The organism is Stenotrophomonas sp. YJH_SMC_57, from assembly GCF_059369755.1.
The window spans coordinates 246,215-263,699 of record NZ_JCAFSZ010000003.1 but is presented as its reverse complement, the minus strand read 5'-3'; the positions used below and the strand labels follow the sequence as shown (position 1 = coordinate 263,699).

16 protein-coding genes are annotated in these 17,485 nt (G+C 68.2%); 10 read left to right on the top strand and 6 right to left on the bottom strand.

Annotation, left to right across the window (positions count from 1 at the left end; genetic code table 11):
- Positions 1–5: 5 nt before the first annotated feature.
- The 3 genes from rsmB to def all read right to left on the bottom strand — a co-directional run bounded on the left by rsmB (position 6) and on the right by def (position 2,897).
- Entirely contained in the window at positions 6–1,337 is a 1,332-nt protein-coding gene (gene rsmB, locus AC5P7U_RS05270) for a 16S rRNA (cytosine(967)-C(5))-methyltransferase RsmB (protein WP_197563907.1), read from the bottom strand.
- A 3-nt stretch (positions 1,338–1,340) separates the two neighbouring features.
- Positions 1,341–2,264, bottom strand: coding sequence for a methionyl-tRNA formyltransferase (gene fmt, locus AC5P7U_RS05265; RefSeq protein ID WP_197563906.1), 924 nt, complete (start codon positions 2,262–2,264; stop codon positions 1,341–1,343).
- 120 nt (positions 2,265–2,384) lie between these two features.
- Positions 2,385–2,897 carry a peptide deformylase gene (gene def / locus AC5P7U_RS05260; RefSeq protein WP_008267110.1) on the bottom strand — a complete coding sequence of 171 codons (513 nt, stop codon included), beginning with the start codon at positions 2,895–2,897 and terminating at the stop codon, positions 2,385–2,387.
- Between the two features lie 126 nt (positions 2,898–3,023).
- Between def and AC5P7U_RS05255 the strand changes: the two genes are divergently transcribed.
- The 9 genes from AC5P7U_RS05255 (at position 3,024) to AC5P7U_RS05215 (ending at position 12,640) form a co-directional block, all read left to right on the top strand.
- Positions 3,024–4,157: a LysM peptidoglycan-binding domain-containing protein gene (locus AC5P7U_RS05255; RefSeq protein ID WP_006472766.1), complete on the top strand. Its 1,134-nt coding sequence runs from the start codon at positions 3,024–3,026 to the stop codon at positions 4,155–4,157.
- A 130-nt stretch (positions 4,158–4,287) separates the two neighbouring features.
- Positions 4,288–5,415, top strand: a complete 1,128-nt coding sequence (dprA, locus tag AC5P7U_RS05250; protein WP_006472768.1) for a DNA-processing protein DprA — start codon at positions 4,288–4,290, stop codon at positions 5,413–5,415.
- A 43-nt stretch (positions 5,416–5,458) separates the two neighbouring features.
- A complete protein-coding gene (locus tag AC5P7U_RS05245; protein WP_006472770.1) occupies positions 5,459–5,932 on the top strand; it encodes a DUF494 family protein in 474 nt (157 codons plus the stop codon).
- A 39-nt stretch (positions 5,933–5,971) separates the two neighbouring features.
- Positions 5,972–6,724, top strand: coding sequence for a pilin (locus tag AC5P7U_RS05240; RefSeq protein ID WP_006472771.1), 753 nt, complete (start codon positions 5,972–5,974; stop codon positions 6,722–6,724).
- A gap of 49 nt (positions 6,725–6,773) precedes the next feature.
- On the top strand, positions 6,774–7,706 hold the full coding sequence (locus AC5P7U_RS05235; protein WP_053450908.1) for an RDD family protein: 933 nt from the start codon (positions 6,774–6,776) through the stop codon (positions 7,704–7,706).
- A gap of 193 nt (positions 7,707–7,899) precedes the next feature.
- Complete coding sequence (locus AC5P7U_RS05230; protein ID WP_197563904.1) at positions 7,900–10,392, top strand: DNA topoisomerase I; 2,493 nt, start codon at positions 7,900–7,902, stop codon at positions 10,390–10,392.
- 139 nt (positions 10,393–10,531) lie between these two features.
- Positions 10,532–11,122: an L-threonylcarbamoyladenylate synthase type 1 TsaC gene (tsaC, locus tag AC5P7U_RS05225; protein WP_164241495.1), complete on the top strand. Its 591-nt coding sequence runs from the start codon at positions 10,532–10,534 to the stop codon at positions 11,120–11,122.
- A 43-nt stretch (positions 11,123–11,165) separates the two neighbouring features.
- Positions 11,166–11,867, top strand: coding sequence for a DUF4124 domain-containing protein (locus AC5P7U_RS05220; RefSeq protein WP_197565112.1), 702 nt, complete (start codon positions 11,166–11,168; stop codon positions 11,865–11,867).
- Positions 11,868–11,902: 35 nt separating this feature from the next.
- Complete coding sequence (locus tag AC5P7U_RS05215) at positions 11,903–12,640, top strand: hypothetical protein (protein WP_197565111.1); 738 nt, start codon at positions 11,903–11,905, stop codon at positions 12,638–12,640.
- 92 nt (positions 12,641–12,732) lie between these two features.
- Here the strand turns inward: AC5P7U_RS05215 and AC5P7U_RS05210 are convergent, their stop codons facing one another.
- Positions 12,733–13,509 (bottom strand): SDR family oxidoreductase, encoded by a 777-nt coding sequence (locus AC5P7U_RS05210; RefSeq protein ID WP_008267396.1) that lies wholly within the window; start codon positions 13,507–13,509, stop codon positions 12,733–12,735.
- A 111-nt stretch (positions 13,510–13,620) separates the two neighbouring features.
- Here AC5P7U_RS05210 and AC5P7U_RS05205 point away from each other — a divergent pair, with 111 nt between their 5' ends.
- Positions 13,621–13,833, top strand: coding sequence for a hypothetical protein (locus tag AC5P7U_RS05205; RefSeq protein ID WP_049456855.1), 213 nt, complete (start codon positions 13,621–13,623; stop codon positions 13,831–13,833).
- Between the two features lie 75 nt (positions 13,834–13,908).
- Here AC5P7U_RS05205 and sppA read toward each other — a convergent pair whose 3' ends face one another.
- Positions 13,909–15,831 (bottom strand): signal peptide peptidase SppA, encoded by a 1,923-nt coding sequence (gene sppA, locus AC5P7U_RS05200; RefSeq protein WP_006472859.1) that lies wholly within the window; start codon positions 15,829–15,831, stop codon positions 13,909–13,911.
- 116 nt (positions 15,832–15,947) lie between these two features.
- Positions 15,948–17,312 carry an MATE family efflux transporter gene (locus AC5P7U_RS05195; protein ID WP_049456854.1) on the bottom strand — a complete coding sequence of 455 codons (1,365 nt, stop codon included), beginning with the start codon at positions 17,310–17,312 and terminating at the stop codon, positions 15,948–15,950.
- Between the last annotated feature and the right edge of the window lie 173 nt (positions 17,313–17,485).

The following is a 17,485-nucleotide window of genomic DNA, read 5'->3' as shown; positions in this document are numbered from 1 at the left end:
GGGGATCAGCCTGCTTTTATCAGACGCGCGTAGAAGAAACCGTCAGCATCGTTGTCACCAGGCAGGCGCTGGCGCGCCACGCCTTCGCAATCCACGCCGAATGCGTCGCCCAGCGGCTGCGCCTCGGCATCCGGATGCCACTTGAGAAACGCGCGCACCTGGTCGATGTTCTCGGCACGCAGGATCGAGCAGGTCGCATACAGCAGCACGCCCCCCGGGCGCAGCATCGACCAGCAGGCCTCCAGCAGGCGCGCCTGCACTCCCACCAGCGCATCGATGTCCTCGGCGCGGCGGTGGAACATGACGTCAGGCTGGCGGCGGATCACGCCGGTGGCCGAACACGGTGCATCCAGCAGGATCGCGTCGAACGGCACGCCGTCCCACCAGGCGCCGGGATCGCTGGCATCGGCCACCAGGGTCTGCGCATGTTCGCCGACGCCGGTACGGGCATAGGTGTCACGGGCGCGCGCCAGGCGCCGGGCGTCGATATCCAGCGCCAGCAGTCGCAGGCTCGGATCGCGTTCGAGCAGGTGCGCCGATTTGCCACCGGGCGCCGCGCAGGCATCCAGCACGCGCGAGCCAGCGGCGGGAGCCAGTGCATCCGCCGCGCACTGCGCCGACAGGTCCTGCACAGACAGCGCGCCGTCGGCGAAGCCTGGCAGCTGGTTCACCGCCACCGGTGCCGCCAGGCGCAACGCATCGGGACTGAGCACACTGGCTTCCGCGGCAATGCCGGCTTCGGCCAGCGCTGCCAGGGCTTTGTCGCGGCCGCCGTGCTGGCGGTTGGCGCGCAGCCACAGCGGCGCAGGCTGCAGGCTTTCGTTGAACACCGCTTCGGCCTGCGCCGGCCAATCACGTTCGATCGCCTCGGCCAGCCATTCCGGGAAGGCGTCGCGCGCGGGCTGCTCCGGGAACCCTTCGCGCTGCGCGCGGCGCAGGATCGCGTTGACCAGGCCAGCCTGCCGTTCGCGGCCCAGTGCACGGGCAGCATCGACCGTGGCCGAGAGTGCGGCATGCGCCGGCAGCGCCAGCACGTCCAGCTGGGCAAAGCCGACCATCAGCAGGGTGCGCAGGTCGGCATCACGCGCCGACAGCGGCTTCTGCATCCACGACTGCAATGCGGCGTCATAGGTGCTGCGGCGGCGCAGGACGGCGAAACACAGTGCCTCCAGCAGCGCGCGGTCGCGGCTGTCGGCCAGCTTCGGCAGCGCCCAGGCCAGTTCGGCCTTCAGCGAACGGCCACGGGTGAATACCTGCGCCAGCACGCGTGCGGCCAGCATGCGCGTGGCCGCGCCCGGCGCCGCCTTGGCGATGGAGAAATCGTTCTGCTTCGACACCGCTTATGCCCCCACGCGCAGGTCGCGGCGAGCGTTGAGGTAGTCGGCGGCGGTGATCGCCTTGCCGCCTTCGCGCTGCAGTACGCGCAGGCGCAGCACACCCTGGCCACAGGCGATGTCGATGCCGTCGCGGCCGGCCGCCAGCACCGTGCCCGGCGCCTGGGCGTGGGCCTCATCCAGCGCCACCGCGCCATGGATGCGCACGCGCTCGCCGGCCAGCGTCGCCTCGGCGATCGGCCACGGATTGAACGCGCGCACGGTGCGCGCCAGCGCAGCGGCGTCCTGCGCCCAGTCCAGCTTCGCTTCGGCCTTGTCCAGCTTGTGCGCGTAAGTCACGCCCTGCTCAGGCTGCGGCCGCGCGATCGGCTTGATGCCGGCACGCAGCAGGCCCAGGCCATCGGACAGCACCTGCGCGCCCAGTTCGGCCAGCTTGTCGTGCAGCTGCCCACCGCTATCGGTAACAGCAATCGGCAGCTCCTGGTGCAGCAGCACCGGGCCGGTATCCAGGCCCGCTTCCATCTGCATCAGGCAAACGCCGGTCTTGGCGTCGCCGGCCTGGATCGCACGCTGGATCGGCGCGGCACCGCGCCAGCGCGGCAGCAGCGAGGCGTGCACGTTCCAGCAGCCATGGGTCGGAATGGCCAGCACCGCCTTGGGCAGGATCAGGCCGTAGGCCACCACCACCATCAGGTCCGGCTGCAGGTTGCGCAGCTGCTGCTGGGCAGCGTCGCCCTTCAGCGATTCGGGCTGGTAGACCGGGATGCCACGGGCCACGGCTTCGAGCTTGACCGGCGACGGCGCCAGGCCACGGCCACGACCGGCCGGTCGATCAGGCTGGGTGTAGACGGCCACGACCTCGTGATGGCGCGCAGCCGCGCGCAGCGATGACACCGCGAATTCCGGCGTACCGGCAAAGACAATCCTCATGGCTACCCCACTTGCAGGATGGATTCGTGCAGGAAAGAAAACGGCGCCGTCGGCCGGCGCCGTACAGCCCGCGCGCATCGCGCAGGCACGGGCCACCCGAGGGGTGGCCCGGATCGGCGATCACGCCACGTGCTTGCGCTGCTTGGCCAGCTTCTTGCGCACCATCTCGCGCTTGAGCGGCGACAGATAGTCGATGAACAGCTTGCCGTCCAGGTGATCCATCTCGTGCTGGATGCAGGTCGCGAGCACTTCGCCGGCTTCCAGCTGCTGCTCCTGGCCATTGCGGTCCAGGTACTTCACGGTGATGGTGTCGGCGCGGGTCACGTCGGCGAAGATGCCCGGCACCGACAGGCAGCCTTCCTGGTACACCCGGCCCCCGTCCTTGGCGACGATTTCCGGGTTGATGAACACATGCGGTTCATTCTTTTCTTCGCTGACGTCGATGACCATGAAGCGCTTGTGCACATCCACCTGGGTGGCGGCCAGGCCGATGCCCGGCGCGTCGTACATGGTCAGGAACATGTTGTCGATCAGTTCCTGGAAGGCCGGCGTGGTGACTTCGGCGGCTTCGATCAACGCAGCCTTGGTACGCAGGCGCGGATCGGGGAACTCGAGAATGGGGAGAAGGGCCATGGCTGTTTCCGGATAGGGGGCCGGCACGCCGGCATACGTCGCAGATTCTAGCTCCAACGCTTGCCTTGCGCCCCGGTTTCTGGACTATAGTGCGCGGACCTGTTGGGGAATCAGGGCTTCACACCTATGTTGCTTCGTTTTCGTACGGTCGTCGCCGCGGCGATGCTGACCGTGGCTGCCTATGCTACCGCCGTGGAAGTGAATGGCGGGCACCCGGACACCTATGTGGTCCGAAAAGGGGATACGTTGTGGGATATCGCCGCACGTTTCCTGCAGAAGCCGTGGCTGTGGCCGGAGATCTGGCAGGCCAATCCGCAGATCGCCAATCCGCACCTGATCTATCCCGGTGACGTGCTCAGCCTGGCCTATCTGGACCGGGTGACCGTGGCGGCCCAGCCGGGCCCGCGCCAGGAGGCCCCGATCGACGCCATTCCGCTGGCCCAGGTCGAGCCGTTCCTGAAGCAGCTGAGCGTGGTCGACAGCATCGAGCAGCTGCCCCAGGTGGTCGGTCTGGAAGACAACCGCCTGCGCGTGGCCGGCGGTGATACCGCCTATGTGAATCTGGGCGATGCCCAGCTGGGACAGCGCTGGGCCGTGGTCCGCCCGACCGTGCGCTACGCCCAGCCCAAGCCGACCGAAGACCTGAATGCCAACGGCGACGTCACGCCGGGCAGCGGCAACCTGTGGAAGGCGTACAACGCACCCAACGCACGCCGCGGCGTGCTGGGTTATGAATTGGCCCAGCTTGCCACCGGCACCATCACCCGGGTTGCCGACGGCAAGGCCGGGGCCTCCACGCTGGCGCTGGACAAGAGCACGGGTGGCCGTGAAGTCCGTGTCGGCGACCGCCTGGTGCCGGTCGAGGCCCGTCCCTATGACCTGCAGTTCGTGCCGCATGTGCCGGCCGCGGGCGTGGAAGGCGTGGACGTGCGCGTGCTCGCGGTGACCGACATGTTCACCGCCGGCGGCCCGCGCGACGTGATCGCGATTTCGGCCGGGCGGGTCCAGGGCGTGGACAATGGCACCGTGTTCTCGCTGTGGCGGCAGGGTCGTCATGTGGCCAACCGCCTGAAGTACCCGACGTCGTCGCGCATGGACGATGCGCTCAGCGGCAGTGTCGGCCGGGTTGCGCTGCCGGAGGAGTACGCAGCGCATGCGATGGTGTTCCGCACCTTCGACAACGTCAGCTACGCGCTGGTGATGCAGGGCGTGAAGCCGGTGCGCGTGGGCTACAACGCGCTGCACCCGGACGCGAAGTAACGGCTGCCGGGCTGCCCCGGCCACCCCAGGGAGTGCCGGCCGCTGGCCGGCAGACACCTCCGGCAAAACCTGACACGTACATGCGAAGGCGCCCGAGGGCGCCTTTGTTGCATGCGGTCGATAGTGGGGAATGACCAAGCAAGCTGATGAGGCGCTGCTGCGCCTGGTGATGGCGGGGGGCGCACTGGCGCCGCGACGGGCATTGCTGCAGAGCGCGGGCTGCGCGGACGCGGCCATCGCGCAGGGCACTGCGAACTGGCGTGCACACGGCTGCACACCGGAGCAGTGCGCCGCACTGGAACGCCCGGATGCCCGGGCATGGGCAGCCACGCAGCGCTGGCTGGAAGACGACCACCACCACGTGCTGGCCTTCACCGACCCGGCCTTTCCTCCCACCCTGCTGGAGGTACCCAACCCGCCGCTGGCCCTGTTCGTGGCCGGTGACCCCAGCCTGGCCTGGCGCCCCTCCGTGGCCCTGGTCGGCAGCCGCTCGCCAACGCCGGGTGGTCGCGCGCTGGCGGCCCGTTTTGCCAGCGGCTTGGTCGAGGCCGGGTTGGCGGTAACCAGCGGGCTGGCTGCCGGCATCGATGCAGCCGCCCACCTGGCAACCCTGGACGCCGGTGGCTGCACCGTCGCCGTGATCGGTACCGGCCCTGATCTCGCCTACCCGGACAGTCATGCCCGGCTCCAGGCCCGCATCGCCACCGAGGGCGCCGTGCTCAGCGAATACCTTCCGGGCACCGCAGCCCGTCCCGGACACTTCCCGGCGCGCAACCGGCTGGTGGCCGGGCTGGCCCTGGCCACGGTGGTGGTCGAGGCCGCCCAGCGCTCGGGAGCGCTGATCACCGCGCGCCTGGCCGCCGAGGCCGGCCGCGAGGTCTGCGCCCTGCCCGGTTCAGTGCTCAATCCACGCGCGGCGGGCTGCCACCGGCTCATCCGTGAAGGCGCCGCGCTGGTCGAACGCCCCGAAGAGGTGCTGGAGCTGCTGGCCCCTGCGCTGCGGCAGCAGCTGCCGGGCTTGCAATCGCGGCTGGTCACCCCCACTGAACAGGCACCGTCGGCGCTCCTGCCGGCGCGCTGGGCCGACGACCCTGACTACCAGTGCTTGTGGCGGGCCCTGGACCACAACCCAAGCGGTATGGATTCACTGATCACGCGCTGTGGATTGACGGCGCCCCAGGTGTCCTCCATGCTGCTGGCCATGGAACTGGCGGGAATCGTGGTGTGCGTACACGGCCGCTACTGTCGAACTCCCTAGTTTCTTCACCTCTACAGCGTCGCGCGACGCAGGCCGAGGGGCAATGAAAGAGAGCATCCTGGACGTACTGCTGTACCTGTTTGAACACTATTTCAGCGAAGATGCGGACCTGATCCGTGACCGCGATTCGCTTCAGAACGGCCTGATCCAGGCCGGTTTCAGCCCTACCGAGATCAACAAGGCATTCGACTGGCTCGATGCCCTGGCCGCGCAACGGCCGAGCATGTCCCAGGCCCGGGTCGATGGTCCCGTGCGCGTCTACCACGGCCCCGAGCTGGACAAGCTGGACGTGGAATGCCGCGGTTTCCTGCTGTATCTGGAACAGCACGGCATCCTTGATGCCGACCAGCGCGAGCTGGTGCTGGACCGGGCGATGGCCCTGGACCAGGACGAACTGGACCTGGACGACCTGAAGTGGGTCGTGCTGATGGTGCTGTTCAACCAGCCCGGCTCCGAAGCGGCCTATGCCTGGATGGAGACGCAGATGTTCATGGACGAGCCAGAACCCCTGCACTGACCGTACACTTGGGGGCATAGCGCATTCAGGAGCGTCCCCGTGAGCGAGTGGTTCCACGCAGAAGGCAACCGGCAGCAAGGTCCGCTGCCGGCGGAACAGTTGGTTGAGTTGTTCCGCAACAACCAGATCTCCCTGGACACCCTGGTGTGGCGCGACGGTCTGCCGCAATGGCAGCCGTTGCGTACCGTCGTCGACGAACTCGGCCTGATCGTGCCTGCACTGGACGCTGCAGCAACGGCCGTCGAGCCCGCGCCGGAACCGGTGGCACCGCCGCCGCAGCAGCCACCGGTGCTGCCGCCGTCCACCCCGTACGCCACCAGCGCACCGGCTGGCGTCGTGCCGCCGCCGAAGAAGCAGCTGTCCGGCTGCGCCCTCACTGCCATCATCGCGGGCGCTCTACTGCTGGTGCTGGTGCCGATCGTGGCCATCCTTGCCGCCATCGCCCTGCCTGCCTACAACGACTACACCGTGCGCGCCAAGGTCGCCGCCGCGGCCGATGCCCTGCACCCGCTGCAGGACCAGGTGCAGCATTTCGCCGATGAGGAAGGTCGCTGCCCGGGCGCCAACGATGCCGGCTTCCCCGCCCCTGGCGACTTCACCCGGTCCGGCCTGTCGGCGGTGAACATCGGCCGCTTCAACAACGGCCACTGCGGTATCGAGGCAACGCTGTCGATGCCGGGCAAGAGCATCGACGGCGATCTGCTGTGGCTGGAATATGACCGCGACAGCGGCCGCTGGGACTGCAGCGGCGCAAGCGACGACAAGTACCTGCCGCCGGCGTGCCGCGGCTGAGCCGCGCGCGTACCGGTACCTCCAAGGACGATCCAACAGGGAACATGCAATGACTGAGTGGTATTACGCCGAAGGACAGCAACGCCAGGGCCCGCTGCCGGTCCAGGAGATCCGCCAGCGCTTCCAGCGCGGCCAACTGAACCTGGACACGCTGGTCTGGCGCGAAGGCATGGCGCAGTGGGCGGCGCTGCGCCAGGTGGTCGACGAGCTTGAACTGCAGACGCTGGCCGACGCCACGGCGGCCGCCGGCAGCGGCGGCTTCGACCTGCGCGGCGACTATGCCGCCATCGACAACGGCACCGCGCCGCTGCCCGGTACCGGCGCCCTCGGCAGCTCGCCGTACAGCGCGCCTGCCGCTGCAGGCGGCGCTGGCCATGCGCAGCCGGTCATGGGCGGCGAAGTGGTCTACGCGGGCTTCTGGAAGCGCGTGGCCGCCTACATGATCGACTACTTCGTGCTGTTCATCCCCGGCAGCATCATCGGCGCCATCCTCGGTGTGGTGCTCGGCGCCAGCATGGGCGCGGTGGGCAGTGGTGAATCGGCCATCGAGGTGGTCGCGCAGCTGTCCAGCGCACTGATCAACTTCGCCATCGGCATGGCGTACTACACCTGGTTCCATGCCTCCAAGGGCGGCGCCACGCTGGGCAAGATGGCGGTCGGCATCAAGGTCGTGCGCAGCAATGGCGAACGCCTGACCAAGGCGCGCGCGTTCGGTCGCTACTGGGCCATGCTGCTGAGCAGCTTCACCCTCGGCATCGGCTTCCTGATGGCGGCCTTCACCGAGCGCAAGCAGGGCCTGCACGACATGATCTGCGACACCCTGGTGGTCGACCGCTGGGCCTTCACCGACCAGCCGCAGCTGCAGCGCCGCGAGCTGGGCACGGTCACCGTGCTGGTGCTGGTGCTGACCGGCCTGCTGTCGCTGGTGGGCTTGGCCCTGCTGGTCTTCGCGGTCGGCTTCATCGCCAAGATGGCCTCCTGAACGGCCATCGTCACGCCTGGCTGCTTGACATGGGCTGGCCGGGCGTGATTCCTCTAATAAGGTGAAACCTGAACGCCCGGCACATTACCGGGCGTTCAGTTTATGGATTTGCGCGTGGCCGCTTCACTAATGCGGCCGTTTGCTCCACCCTAGCGGCCCCTTCCCCACGGTTCGCCCCACAGACCCTGCTGCCATGCCCAAGCACCTGCTCATCGTCGAATCGCCGGCCAAGGCCAAGACGATCAACAAATACCTCGGCAAGGACTACACGGTCCTGGCCTCGTATGGGCATGTGCGTGACCTGATTCCGAAGGAAGGCGCGGTCGACCCGGACAACGGGTTCGCCATGCACTACGACGTGATCGACAAGAACGAGAAGCACGTCGATGCGATCGCCAAGGCCGCCAAGGGCGCCGACGACATCCTGCTGGCGACCGACCCGGATCGCGAGGGTGAAGCGATCAGCTGGCACATCGCCGAGATCCTGAAGGAACGCGGGCTGGTCAAGGACAAGCCGATGCAGCGCGTGGTGTTCACCGAGATCACCCCGCGCGCGATCAAGGAGGCGATCAGCCAGCCGCGCGAGATCGCCAGTGACCTGGTCGATGCCCAGCAGGCGCGCCGCGCGCTGGACTACCTGGTCGGTTTCAACCTGTCGCCGGTGCTGTGGCGCAAGGTCCAGCGCGGCCTGTCCGCCGGCCGCGTGCAGAGCCCGGCGCTGCGCATGATCGTCGAGCGCGAGGAAGAGATCGAAGCCTTCATCGCCCGCGAATACTGGTCGATCGCCGCCGAGTGCGCGCATCCCTCGCAGCACTTCAACGCCAAGCTGATCAAGCTGGACGGGCAGAAGTTCGAGCAGTTCACCATCACCGACGGTGACACTGCCGAAGCCGCCCGCATGCGCATCCAGCAGGCGGCGCAGGGCTCGCTGCATGTCACCGACGTGGCCAGCAAGGAGCGCAAGCGCCGCCCGGCGCCGCCGTTCACCACCTCCACCCTGCAGCAGGAAGCCTCGCGCAAGCTCGGTTTCACCACCCGCAAGACCATGCAGGTCGCGCAGAAGCTGTACGAAGGCGTGGCGATCGGTGACGAAGGCACCGTCGGCCTGATCTCGTACATGCGTACCGACTCGGTGAACCTGTCGCAGGATGCGTTGGCCGAGATCCGCGACGTGATCGCCCGCGATTACGGCATCGCCTCGCTGCCAGACCAGCCGAACACCTACCAGACCAAGTCGAAGAACGCCCAGGAAGCGCACGAAGCCGTACGCCCGACCTCGGCGCTGCGTACCCCGGCCCAGGTCGCGCGGTTCCTGACCGACGACGAGCGCCGCCTGTACGAGCTGATCTGGAAGCGTGCGGTGGCCTGCCAGATGATTCCGGCCACGCTCAACACGGTCAGCGTCGATCTGTCGGCCGGCAGCGAGCACGTGTTCCGCGCCAGCGGCACCACCGTGGTCGTGCCCGGCTTCCTGGCCGTGTACGAGGAAGGCAAGGACAGCAAGAGCGCCGAGGACGAAGACGAAGGCCGCAAGCTGCCGGCGATGAAGCCCGGCGACCGCGTGCCGCTGGAGCGCATCCAGGCCGAGCAGCATTTCACCCAGCCGCCGCCGCGCTACACCGAAGCGGCGCTGGTGAAGGCGCTGGAAGAGTACGGCATCGGCCGTCCCTCGACCTACGCCTCGATCATCCAGACCCTGCTGTTCCGCAAGTACGTGGAAATGGAAGGCCGCAGCTTCCGCCCGTCCGACGTCGGCCGTGCGGTGTCCAAGTTCCTGTCCAGCCACTTCACCCGGTATGTGGACTACGACTTCACCGCCAAGCTCGAGGACGAGCTCGACGCCGTCTCGCGTGGCGAGGAGGAGTGGATCCCGCTGATGGCCCGCTTCTGGGAGCCGTTCAAGGAGCTGGTGGAAGACAAGAAGGAATCGGTCGACCGTGCCGAGGCCAGTGGCGCCCGCGAGCTCGGCACCGACCCGAAGACCGGCAAGCCGGTCAGCGTGCGGCTGGGCCGCTTCGGGCCGTACGCGGCCATCGGCAGCACCGCCGAGGACGCCGAGGAAAAGCCCAAGTTCGCCTCGCTGCGCCCCGGCCAGTCGATGCACACCATCTCCCTGGAAGACGCGCTGGAACTGTTCCTGATGCCGCGTGCGCTGGGTGAGGACAACGGCGAACCGGTCAGCGTCGGCATCGGTCGTTTCGGTCCGTTCGCCAAGCGTGGCAGCACCTATGCCTCGCTGAAGAAGGAAGACGACCCGTACACCATCGACCTGGCCCGCGCCGTGTTCCTGATCGAAGAGAAGGAAGAGATCGCGCGCAACCGGATCATCAAGGAATTCGAGGGCAGCGACATCCAGGTGCTGAACGGCCGCTTCGGCCCGTACATCAGCGACGGCAGGATGAACGGCAAGATCCCCAAGGATCGCGAGCCGGCCTCGTTGACCCTGGCCGAAGTGCAGCAGCTGATGGAAGAAACCGGCAAGCCGGTGCGCAAGGGCTTCGGTGCCAAGAAGGCCGCTGCGAAGAAGGCACCGGCCAAGAAGGCGGCGGTGAAGAAGGAGGCGGCGCCGAAGAAGGCCGCCGCCAAGAAGGCTCCGGCCAAGAAAGCGGTGAAGAAGGCCGCGGTGAAGAAGGCCGCTGCGAAGAAGGCGCCGGCCAAGAAGGCCGTAAAGAAGGCGGCCAAGTAGATCCACGCCATGCGTGGGTGAGGGGTGTGCGGACCAACGGTCCGCACCCACCACGGTCCGCACCCACCAACGATGCCGGCCAGCGGCCGGCAGCACCGGGCGGCACCGTTCCACCCCTTCTGCACGCAGCAGGGGGATAATGAAGCCCCACGCCGGGCCGGTCGCCGCCATGAAAGAACTCACCCTCGACTCCGCTGTCGCCACGCTTCGTGCGGGCGGCGTGATCGCTTATCCGACCGAAGCGGTCTGGGGCCTGGGCTGCGATCCTTCGCACGAGGCGGCGGTGCACATGGTGCTGCGGCTGAAACAGCGCCCGATCGAGAAAGGCATGATCCTGGTCGCTGCCGATCTGGCCCAGCTGGAAGGCTGGGTACGGCTGCAGGCACTGCCCGACGCCCGCCAGCGCGCGGTGCTGGCCAGCTGGCCCGGTGCCAACACCTGGATCCTGCCGGCCGGCCCGCGTGCGCAGCCCTGGGTCACCGGCGAGCACAGCGGCATCGCGGTGCGCATCAGCGCCCACCCGCTGGTGGCCGCACTCTGCCGTGCCTGGGGAGGCCCGCTGGTCTCCACCAGCGCCAACCTGGCCGGGGAACCGCCAGCACGCAGCCGCGAAGAGCTGGACCCACGCCTGCTGCGCCTGCTCGACGGCATCCTCGATGGACAGACCGGCGGCCTGGCCCAGCCCACCCCGATCCGCGACGCACTCAGCGGCAACGTCCTGCGCTCCTGAGCGACCGATTGCACTGCGCCGGACAATCGCGCACCCTGCCGCCATGACCCTGCTGCGCGCCGCCCTGAGCCTGAGCCTGAGCCTGCTGCTGCCGTGGACGGCCAGCGCCGCCGAGGCCGAGGACGTGCGCGTGTACCGCTGCGTTGCCAGCAACGGCGCTGTCGCCCTGCAGGACCGGCCATGCAACAGTGGCCGCCAGGAAGTACGCGACCTGCAGCGTCCGCGCGATCCCGCCCCTCGCGTGGTCCGCAGCGATGCCGCGCCGCCGCCGCCCAGCGAAACGCCGGTCATCCGCGAGCGCGAAGTCCGCCACGTCTACATCCAGCCACCGCAGCCGATGTACGAGTGCGTGAGTGACGATGGCCGGCGTTACACCAGCGACAACAACGAAGGCAATCCGCGCTGGGTCCCACTGTGGACCAGTGTCTGGCTTCCGCGTGGGCATCACGGCCTGGTCTATCCCGGGCCGCGACCGGCCATCGTCACGCCGGTCGGTACGCCCATTGGCGAAGGCGCGGGGTATCGCCCGCCTGCGGTGGGGGTAGGCGTGCAGGTCCCGGCCGGCAACGTGCTGGTCCGCGACAGCTGCAACGCGCTGCCGCCGCAGGAAGTCTGCGCGCGCCTGCGCGACCGCCGCTGGGAACTGGACCGGCGCTACAACAGCGCGCTGCAGAGCGAACGTACCGCCATCAGCAACGAGCAACGCGGCATCGATGCGCGCCTGTCGCGCGATTGCCAGCGCTGAGCGCGGCGTCCCAGCGCAGCCTGTACGCTGTACGCATGAACAGATTGACCTGGCTGGCCCTGGCCCTGCTGCCCGGCCCTGCATTGGCTGACGAGGGCGTGATCTACCGCTGCACGTCCAGCAGCAGTGACATCCCTACCCTGCAGCGCACGCCCTGCCCGGCCGGCAGCACGCAGCAGGTCGTGCGCGTGCCGGCGCCCTCCAGCCCGCAACCAGCCGTGGTTGAACCCCCACTGGCGCTGGCTCCAGTTCCGCCACCGGTTCCCCAGGCCGGCGAACCCGCTGCAGTGCCTGCAACGCCTGCGGCGCCACGACGCGCGGACCAGGGGCGCACGATCATGGAAGCAGGCATGGTTGAACGCGAAGGCGGCGACCAGATTCTCGACAGCGCGACGCTGCGACGCGAAGCCGAGGCCCGCGCCGCATCCGGCGACGGACCACCGAAACCGCCGTTGCCACCAATCTTCCAGTGCACCGACAGCCAGGGCGGTGGCTACCTGCATGAGTACGAGGCCGCCCCCGGGCGCTGCGAACTGATGACCGTGCAGGGGCTGGGCGGCGCCACGCCGGTGAATGCAGCAGGCTGCGAAGTGGTGCGTGACCGCTGCGAGGCGCTGCCCGAGGCGCAGCGCTGCGGCAGCTGGCAGCAACGCTTCCGCGATGCACGCGGCCGTGAGCGTTTCGCCGCTCCGGAGAACCGCGATGCCGCACGCGGTGAACGCGAGCGGCTGCAGGGTGTGCTGGAGGCCAGCAACTGCCCGGTGCCTGGGTGACAGCCACCGGTAGTGCCGGCCGCTGGCCGGCAACTGCAATCATCTGAAGATCCTGAGGTTGCCGGCCAGCGGCCGGCACTGCCATCGAACGATCAGAATCCGTAGCGCAGGAAACCGCCATCCACCGCGATGCACTCGCCGGTGACATAGCTGGCTGCCGGCAGACACAGGAAGCCCACGGCCGCGGCCACTTCCTCGGGCTCGCCAATGCGGCGCATCGGCGTGCGGTTGATCACTTCCTCGTAGTAGTCCGGGTCCGACAGCGGACCGGACGTGCGCCGCGTACGGATGTACCACGGCGCCACCGCATTGACCCGGATGCCATCCTCGGCCCACTCGACGGCCAGGTTGCGGGTCATCTGGTGCATCGCCGCCTTGCTCATGCCGTACACCACGCCACTGCGCACATGGGTCAGGCCGGACACGCTGCCGACATTGACGATCGACGACGACGCGTGCCGGGCCAGCAGCGGATGCGCGTAGCGCGACAGCTCGAACGCAGAGAACAGGTTGGTCTCGAAGATCTGGCGCCATTCGTCCTCGGAATATTCCGTGGCCGCCTTGGTAACGTTGCCACCGGCATTGTTGACCAGGATATGCAGGCCATCGCTGTGGTCTTCCACCCAGTCCAGGATCTGGCGGCGGTCCTCGTCATCGGAGACATCGGCCGCCAGCGCGTGCACCTGGTGCTGCGGATACACGTCCAGCAGTTCGTCGCGCGCCGTCTCCAGCATGTCGATATCGCGGCCGACGATCATCAGGTCGGCACCGAGGCCGGCCAGTTCATGTGCGATGGCCAGGCCGATACCGGCGCTGGCGCCGGTGATCAGGGCGGTCTGGCCATCCAGGCGCCACCGTTGCTGGGTCATGTGTCCTCCGGGGCCGCGCCCGCTGTATTTCGATGGCGCAAGGATACGCGCTCACGGCGGCTGCCTGCCGGGGGTGCGACACTGCCCGTACGCCCACCGCGGAGAGCCGCCATGCGCATGTTGATCCTGTCCTCGTCCCTGCTGGCCACCGTGCTGCTGGCGGGCTGCCAGCGCCCACCGGCGCCGAACCCGGAAAAGCCACCGGTGCCCCGGGCGATGTCGCGCGCGATCAACGAGCCGCTGGACCGCGCCAAGGGCGTGCAGAAAACCGTGGACGATGCCGCCGCGCGTGAGCGCAAGGCCGAAGCCGAGGCGACGCAGTAACCCGGCAAACGAAAACGCCCGGCCGAAGCCGGGCGTTTCCAGTAGATCCACGCCCTGCGCGGATAGGCGCTCGGATCAGAACCCGCAGAAGCAGTAGGCCAGCGCCTTCACCGGCGCACCGTTGCCCTTCTCGCGTGCCGCGTTCTCGACGAAGCGCAACTGCGTGTCCACTTCCGGCATCGTGCGGGCCAGCATCATCCGCGCCATGCCCGAGTCGGACAGCATCCAGGCACCGGCGCGGCTGCCGGCAAAACCGCTGACGAACTGCGCGAACGGCGTCGCCGCCTTCTCGATGTAGCGCACGCGGTAGGCATCGGCCTTGCCCAGCTTGGCGCGGCTGGCGGCGTCGGCCACGGCATCCTTCAGGCCACCGAAGGCATCGACCAGGCCACGTTCCTTGGCCTGCGCACCGCTCCACACGCGGCCACGGGCCACTTCGTCGACGGCCTCGACCGGCTTCTTGCGCGCATCGGCGACGCGACCGGTGAAGTCGGCATAGCCCTTGTTGATCACCGTCTGGATGACCTGGCCAACGGCCGGGTCCATCGGACGGGTGACGTCGAAGGCACCGGCAAAGCGGGTGGTGCCGACGCCATCGGTGTGCACGCCGATCTTGTCCAGCGCGCGGCTGAAGTTCGGCACCATGCCGAAGATGCCGATCGAACCGGTGATGGTCGACGGATCGGCGTAGATGCGGTCGGCATTCATGCTGATCCAGTAACCACCGGACGCCGCCAGATCGCCCATCGACACCACCACCGGCTTGCCGGCGGCCTGCAGGGCCACCACTTCGCGGCGGATCTGCTCGGAGGCGAACACTTCACCGCCCGGCGAATCGACGCGCAGCACCACGGCCTTGACGTTCTCGTCGTCGCGCGCGGCGCGCAGCAGCGCCGAGGTCGACTCGCCACCAATACGGCCGGCCGGCAGGTCGCCACCGCTGATCTCGCCTGCGGCCACCACCACCGCCACCTGCGGACGCGAGTCCACCGGGTTGCGGCGAGCGTCGAGCAGCGCCAGGTAGCGCCCGAAGTCGACGTTGCGGAAACCGCCGTCGGCATCGTCATCGGCCACGCCACGCTCGATCATCAGATCCTCGAATTCCTCGCGGGTCTTCAGCGCGGTCACCAGTTTCTGCTGCAGCGCGAACTTGGCCAGATCACCACCGGCGGCGGCGATACCTTCCGGCAGCGTGTCGATGCCGGCAGCCAACTGCGCCGGGTCCAGGCGACGGGCCTTGGCGATGTCGCCCAGGTAGCGCTGCCACACGTCGTTCATCCAGAACAGGTCGGCTTCCTTGGAGGCCGGCGAGGCGGCGTCGAGCACGTACGGCTCGGCGGCGGACTTGTATTCGCCCACCTTGAACAGATGCACGTCCACGCCCAGCTTGTCCTGCAGGCCGGTGCGGAAGTACTGGCGATAGCGGCCCAGGCCCTCAAGCACCACCGACCCCATCGGGTCCAGGTAGACCTCGTCGGCCTGTGCGGCCAGCAGGTACTGCGACTGCCCCATGCTCTCGCTGTAGGCCACCAGCTGCTTGCCGGACGCGCGCAGGTCCTGCAGCGCCGACGCCACTTCGCGCAGCGAGGCGAAGCCCGATGGCTGCAGCTTGTCCAGCTCCAGCACCACGCGCTCGATCTTCTTGTCTTCCTTGGCCGACTCGATCACCCGCAGCAGGTCACGCAGCTGGATCTCCTCGGCGCCGTTGTCGCCCACCGCCTTGGCCAGCGCGCGGCTGACCGGATCGGCGCTGAACTGCTCGACCAGGCGGCCTTCCGGTGCGATCACCAGGGTGGTGCGGTCCTGCAGCGATTTGCTGGCACCGGCGCCCATTCCGGCGGCGATGACGAACATCACCAGCAGCAGGAACAGCAGGCCGAAGAACACCAGGTTGAGGATCAACCGGCGGGTGAAGTTCATGACGTCCCACAGCCCGATGAAGAAGCTGGCGACGGGATTGCGACGCGCCGGGGGCAGCGGGGGCACGGGTTGATTCATGGAACGCTCCGGATGGCTTCTTGCCGTGGTACCAGCATAGCCGGTGCCGTGTGATGCGGCATCGGACACAAGTCAGGGGATCGCCCGCCACGGGTCAGCGTGGCGGGCAGGAAGGATCAGGACAGGGTGGACTGGCCGATGCGCAGGCTGCTGCGGCGCAGGCGCCAGCCCATCAGGATGGCGGCCGCGGTCAGGCCTACGATCAGGCCGATCCACATGCCCTGCGGGCCCATGCCCAGGCCCAGGCCGAGCCCGGCGCCGAGCGGCATGCCCAGGCCCCAGTACGCGAACATGGCGATGAACATCGGTACGCGGGTGTCCTTCAGACCGCGCAGCGCGCCGGCCGACAGCACCTGGATGCCATCCGGGAACTGGAAGGTGGCCGCGTACAGCAGCAGGGTCGAAGCCAGGCCGGCCACCGCCAGATCGTTGGTGTACACCCCGACGATGGCATCGTGGCCGAACAGCAGCACCGCCGCCGACAACGTCTGCGTGCCCATGATGATCGCGTAACCCGCCCACGCCGCACGCCGCACACCGAAGCCATCACCACGGCCGACGGCATGGCCGACGCGCACGGTAGTGGCCTCGGCCACGCCCATCGGGATCATGAAGCACAGCTGCGCGACGTTGATCGCGATCTGGTGCGCGGCCGCCTCGTTGGCGCCCAGGCGGCCGATCAGCAGCGCGGTGACGATGAACAGGCCACCTTCCATCAGCACGGTGATGCCGATCGGCAGGCCGGTGCGCAGCAGTTCCCAGATCGCCTTCCAGCGCGGCCCTTCGAAGTGCGAGAACAGCTGCAGGTGGGCGAAGCGCTTGGTGAACCACAGGTAGGTAGCGAAGGCGATCGCCTGCAGCCACATCATCACCGCCGAAGCGATGCCGAGGCCTTCAGCTCCCATTTCCGGGAAACCGAGCTTGCCGTTGGCCAGCACATAGCCCATCGGCGCCAGCACCAGCAGGCCGCCGAAGCCGAGCAGCATGGTCGGCAGCGTCCAGTGCATGCCCTCGCTCAGGTAGCGCATGCAGAAGTACAGGGTCAGCGCCGGGCCGCCCCAGCGCACCGCATGCAGGAACGCGGTCGCGCCGGGCACGATGTCCGGGGCGATGCCGAAGGCCGGCAGCAGCGGCGGCACCACGGTGAGGAAGGTGAACATGATCAGGCCCAGGCCCAGCGCCAGCCACAGTGCCTGGCGGAACAGCGGGCCGATCTCGCGCTCGCGGCCAGCGCCGTGCAGCTGTGACACCGAGGCGGTGAGCGAGATCAGCGTGCCGATCGGGATCAGCATCGGCAGCCACAGCAGGGCGGTGCCGATGGTCACCGCGGCCAGGGTCGCAGTCGCGTGGTGACCGGCAATCACGTTGTCGACGAAGGAGATCAGACCGGTGGACACATGGCCCAGCACAAGCGGCAGGGCGAGCAGACCGGTGGCGCCGACTTCCTTGCTGAAGCGCGGCGTGGAGGTTGCAGTAGACATAAGGTGCTTGACGCGAACTACGGTTGCGCGCGAAGGGCACAGGCACCGGGTTGCGGCCGGTCATCTTACGCGCGCAGCGCGCGCATTCCCATGACACGGCGTGAATGCTGGGTTCCAGCCACAAAAAGGGGACGGAGGGGAGTAAGTCGTTTCAGACCTAATTGTCCCGAATA

What these genes read in the sequence shown, in the direction of transcription:
- AC5P7U_RS05195 (WP_049456854.1), bottom strand. Translation starts at nt 17,312, where the DNA reads ATGTCTACTGCAACCTCCACGCCGCGCTTCAGCAAGGAAGTCGGCGCC.
- AC5P7U_RS05205 (WP_049456855.1), top strand. Translation starts at nt 13,621, where the DNA reads ATGCGCATGTTGATCCTGTCCTCGTCCCTGCTGGCCACCGTGCTGCTG.
- AC5P7U_RS05235 (WP_053450908.1), top strand. Translation starts at nt 6,774, where the DNA reads ATGACTGAGTGGTATTACGCCGAAGGACAGCAACGCCAGGGCCCGCTG.
- AC5P7U_RS05220 (WP_197565112.1), top strand. Translation starts at nt 11,166, where the DNA reads ATGACCCTGCTGCGCGCCGCCCTGAGCCTGAGCCTGAGCCTGCTGCTG.
- dprA (WP_006472768.1), top strand. Translation starts at nt 4,288, where the DNA reads ATGACCAAGCAAGCTGATGAGGCGCTGCTGCGCCTGGTGATGGCGGGG.
- def (WP_008267110.1), bottom strand. Translation starts at nt 2,897, where the DNA reads ATGGCCCTTCTCCCCATTCTCGAGTTCCCCGATCCGCGCCTGCGTACC.
- fmt (WP_197563906.1), bottom strand. Translation starts at nt 2,264, where the DNA reads ATGAGGATTGTCTTTGCCGGTACGCCGGAATTCGCGGTGTCATCGCTG.
- AC5P7U_RS05255 (WP_006472766.1), top strand. Translation starts at nt 3,024, where the DNA reads ATGTTGCTTCGTTTTCGTACGGTCGTCGCCGCGGCGATGCTGACCGTG.
- AC5P7U_RS05210 (WP_008267396.1), bottom strand. Translation starts at nt 13,509, where the DNA reads ATGACCCAGCAACGGTGGCGCCTGGATGGCCAGACCGCCCTGATCACC.
- AC5P7U_RS05215 (WP_197565111.1), top strand. Translation starts at nt 11,903, where the DNA reads ATGAACAGATTGACCTGGCTGGCCCTGGCCCTGCTGCCCGGCCCTGCA.
- AC5P7U_RS05230 (WP_197563904.1), top strand. Translation starts at nt 7,900, where the DNA reads ATGCCCAAGCACCTGCTCATCGTCGAATCGCCGGCCAAGGCCAAGACG.
- AC5P7U_RS05245 (WP_006472770.1), top strand. Translation starts at nt 5,459, where the DNA reads ATGAAAGAGAGCATCCTGGACGTACTGCTGTACCTGTTTGAACACTAT.
- sppA (WP_006472859.1), bottom strand. Translation starts at nt 15,831, where the DNA reads ATGAATCAACCCGTGCCCCCGCTGCCCCCGGCGCGTCGCAATCCCGTC.
- tsaC (WP_164241495.1), top strand. Translation starts at nt 10,532, where the DNA reads ATGAAGCCCCACGCCGGGCCGGTCGCCGCCATGAAAGAACTCACCCTC.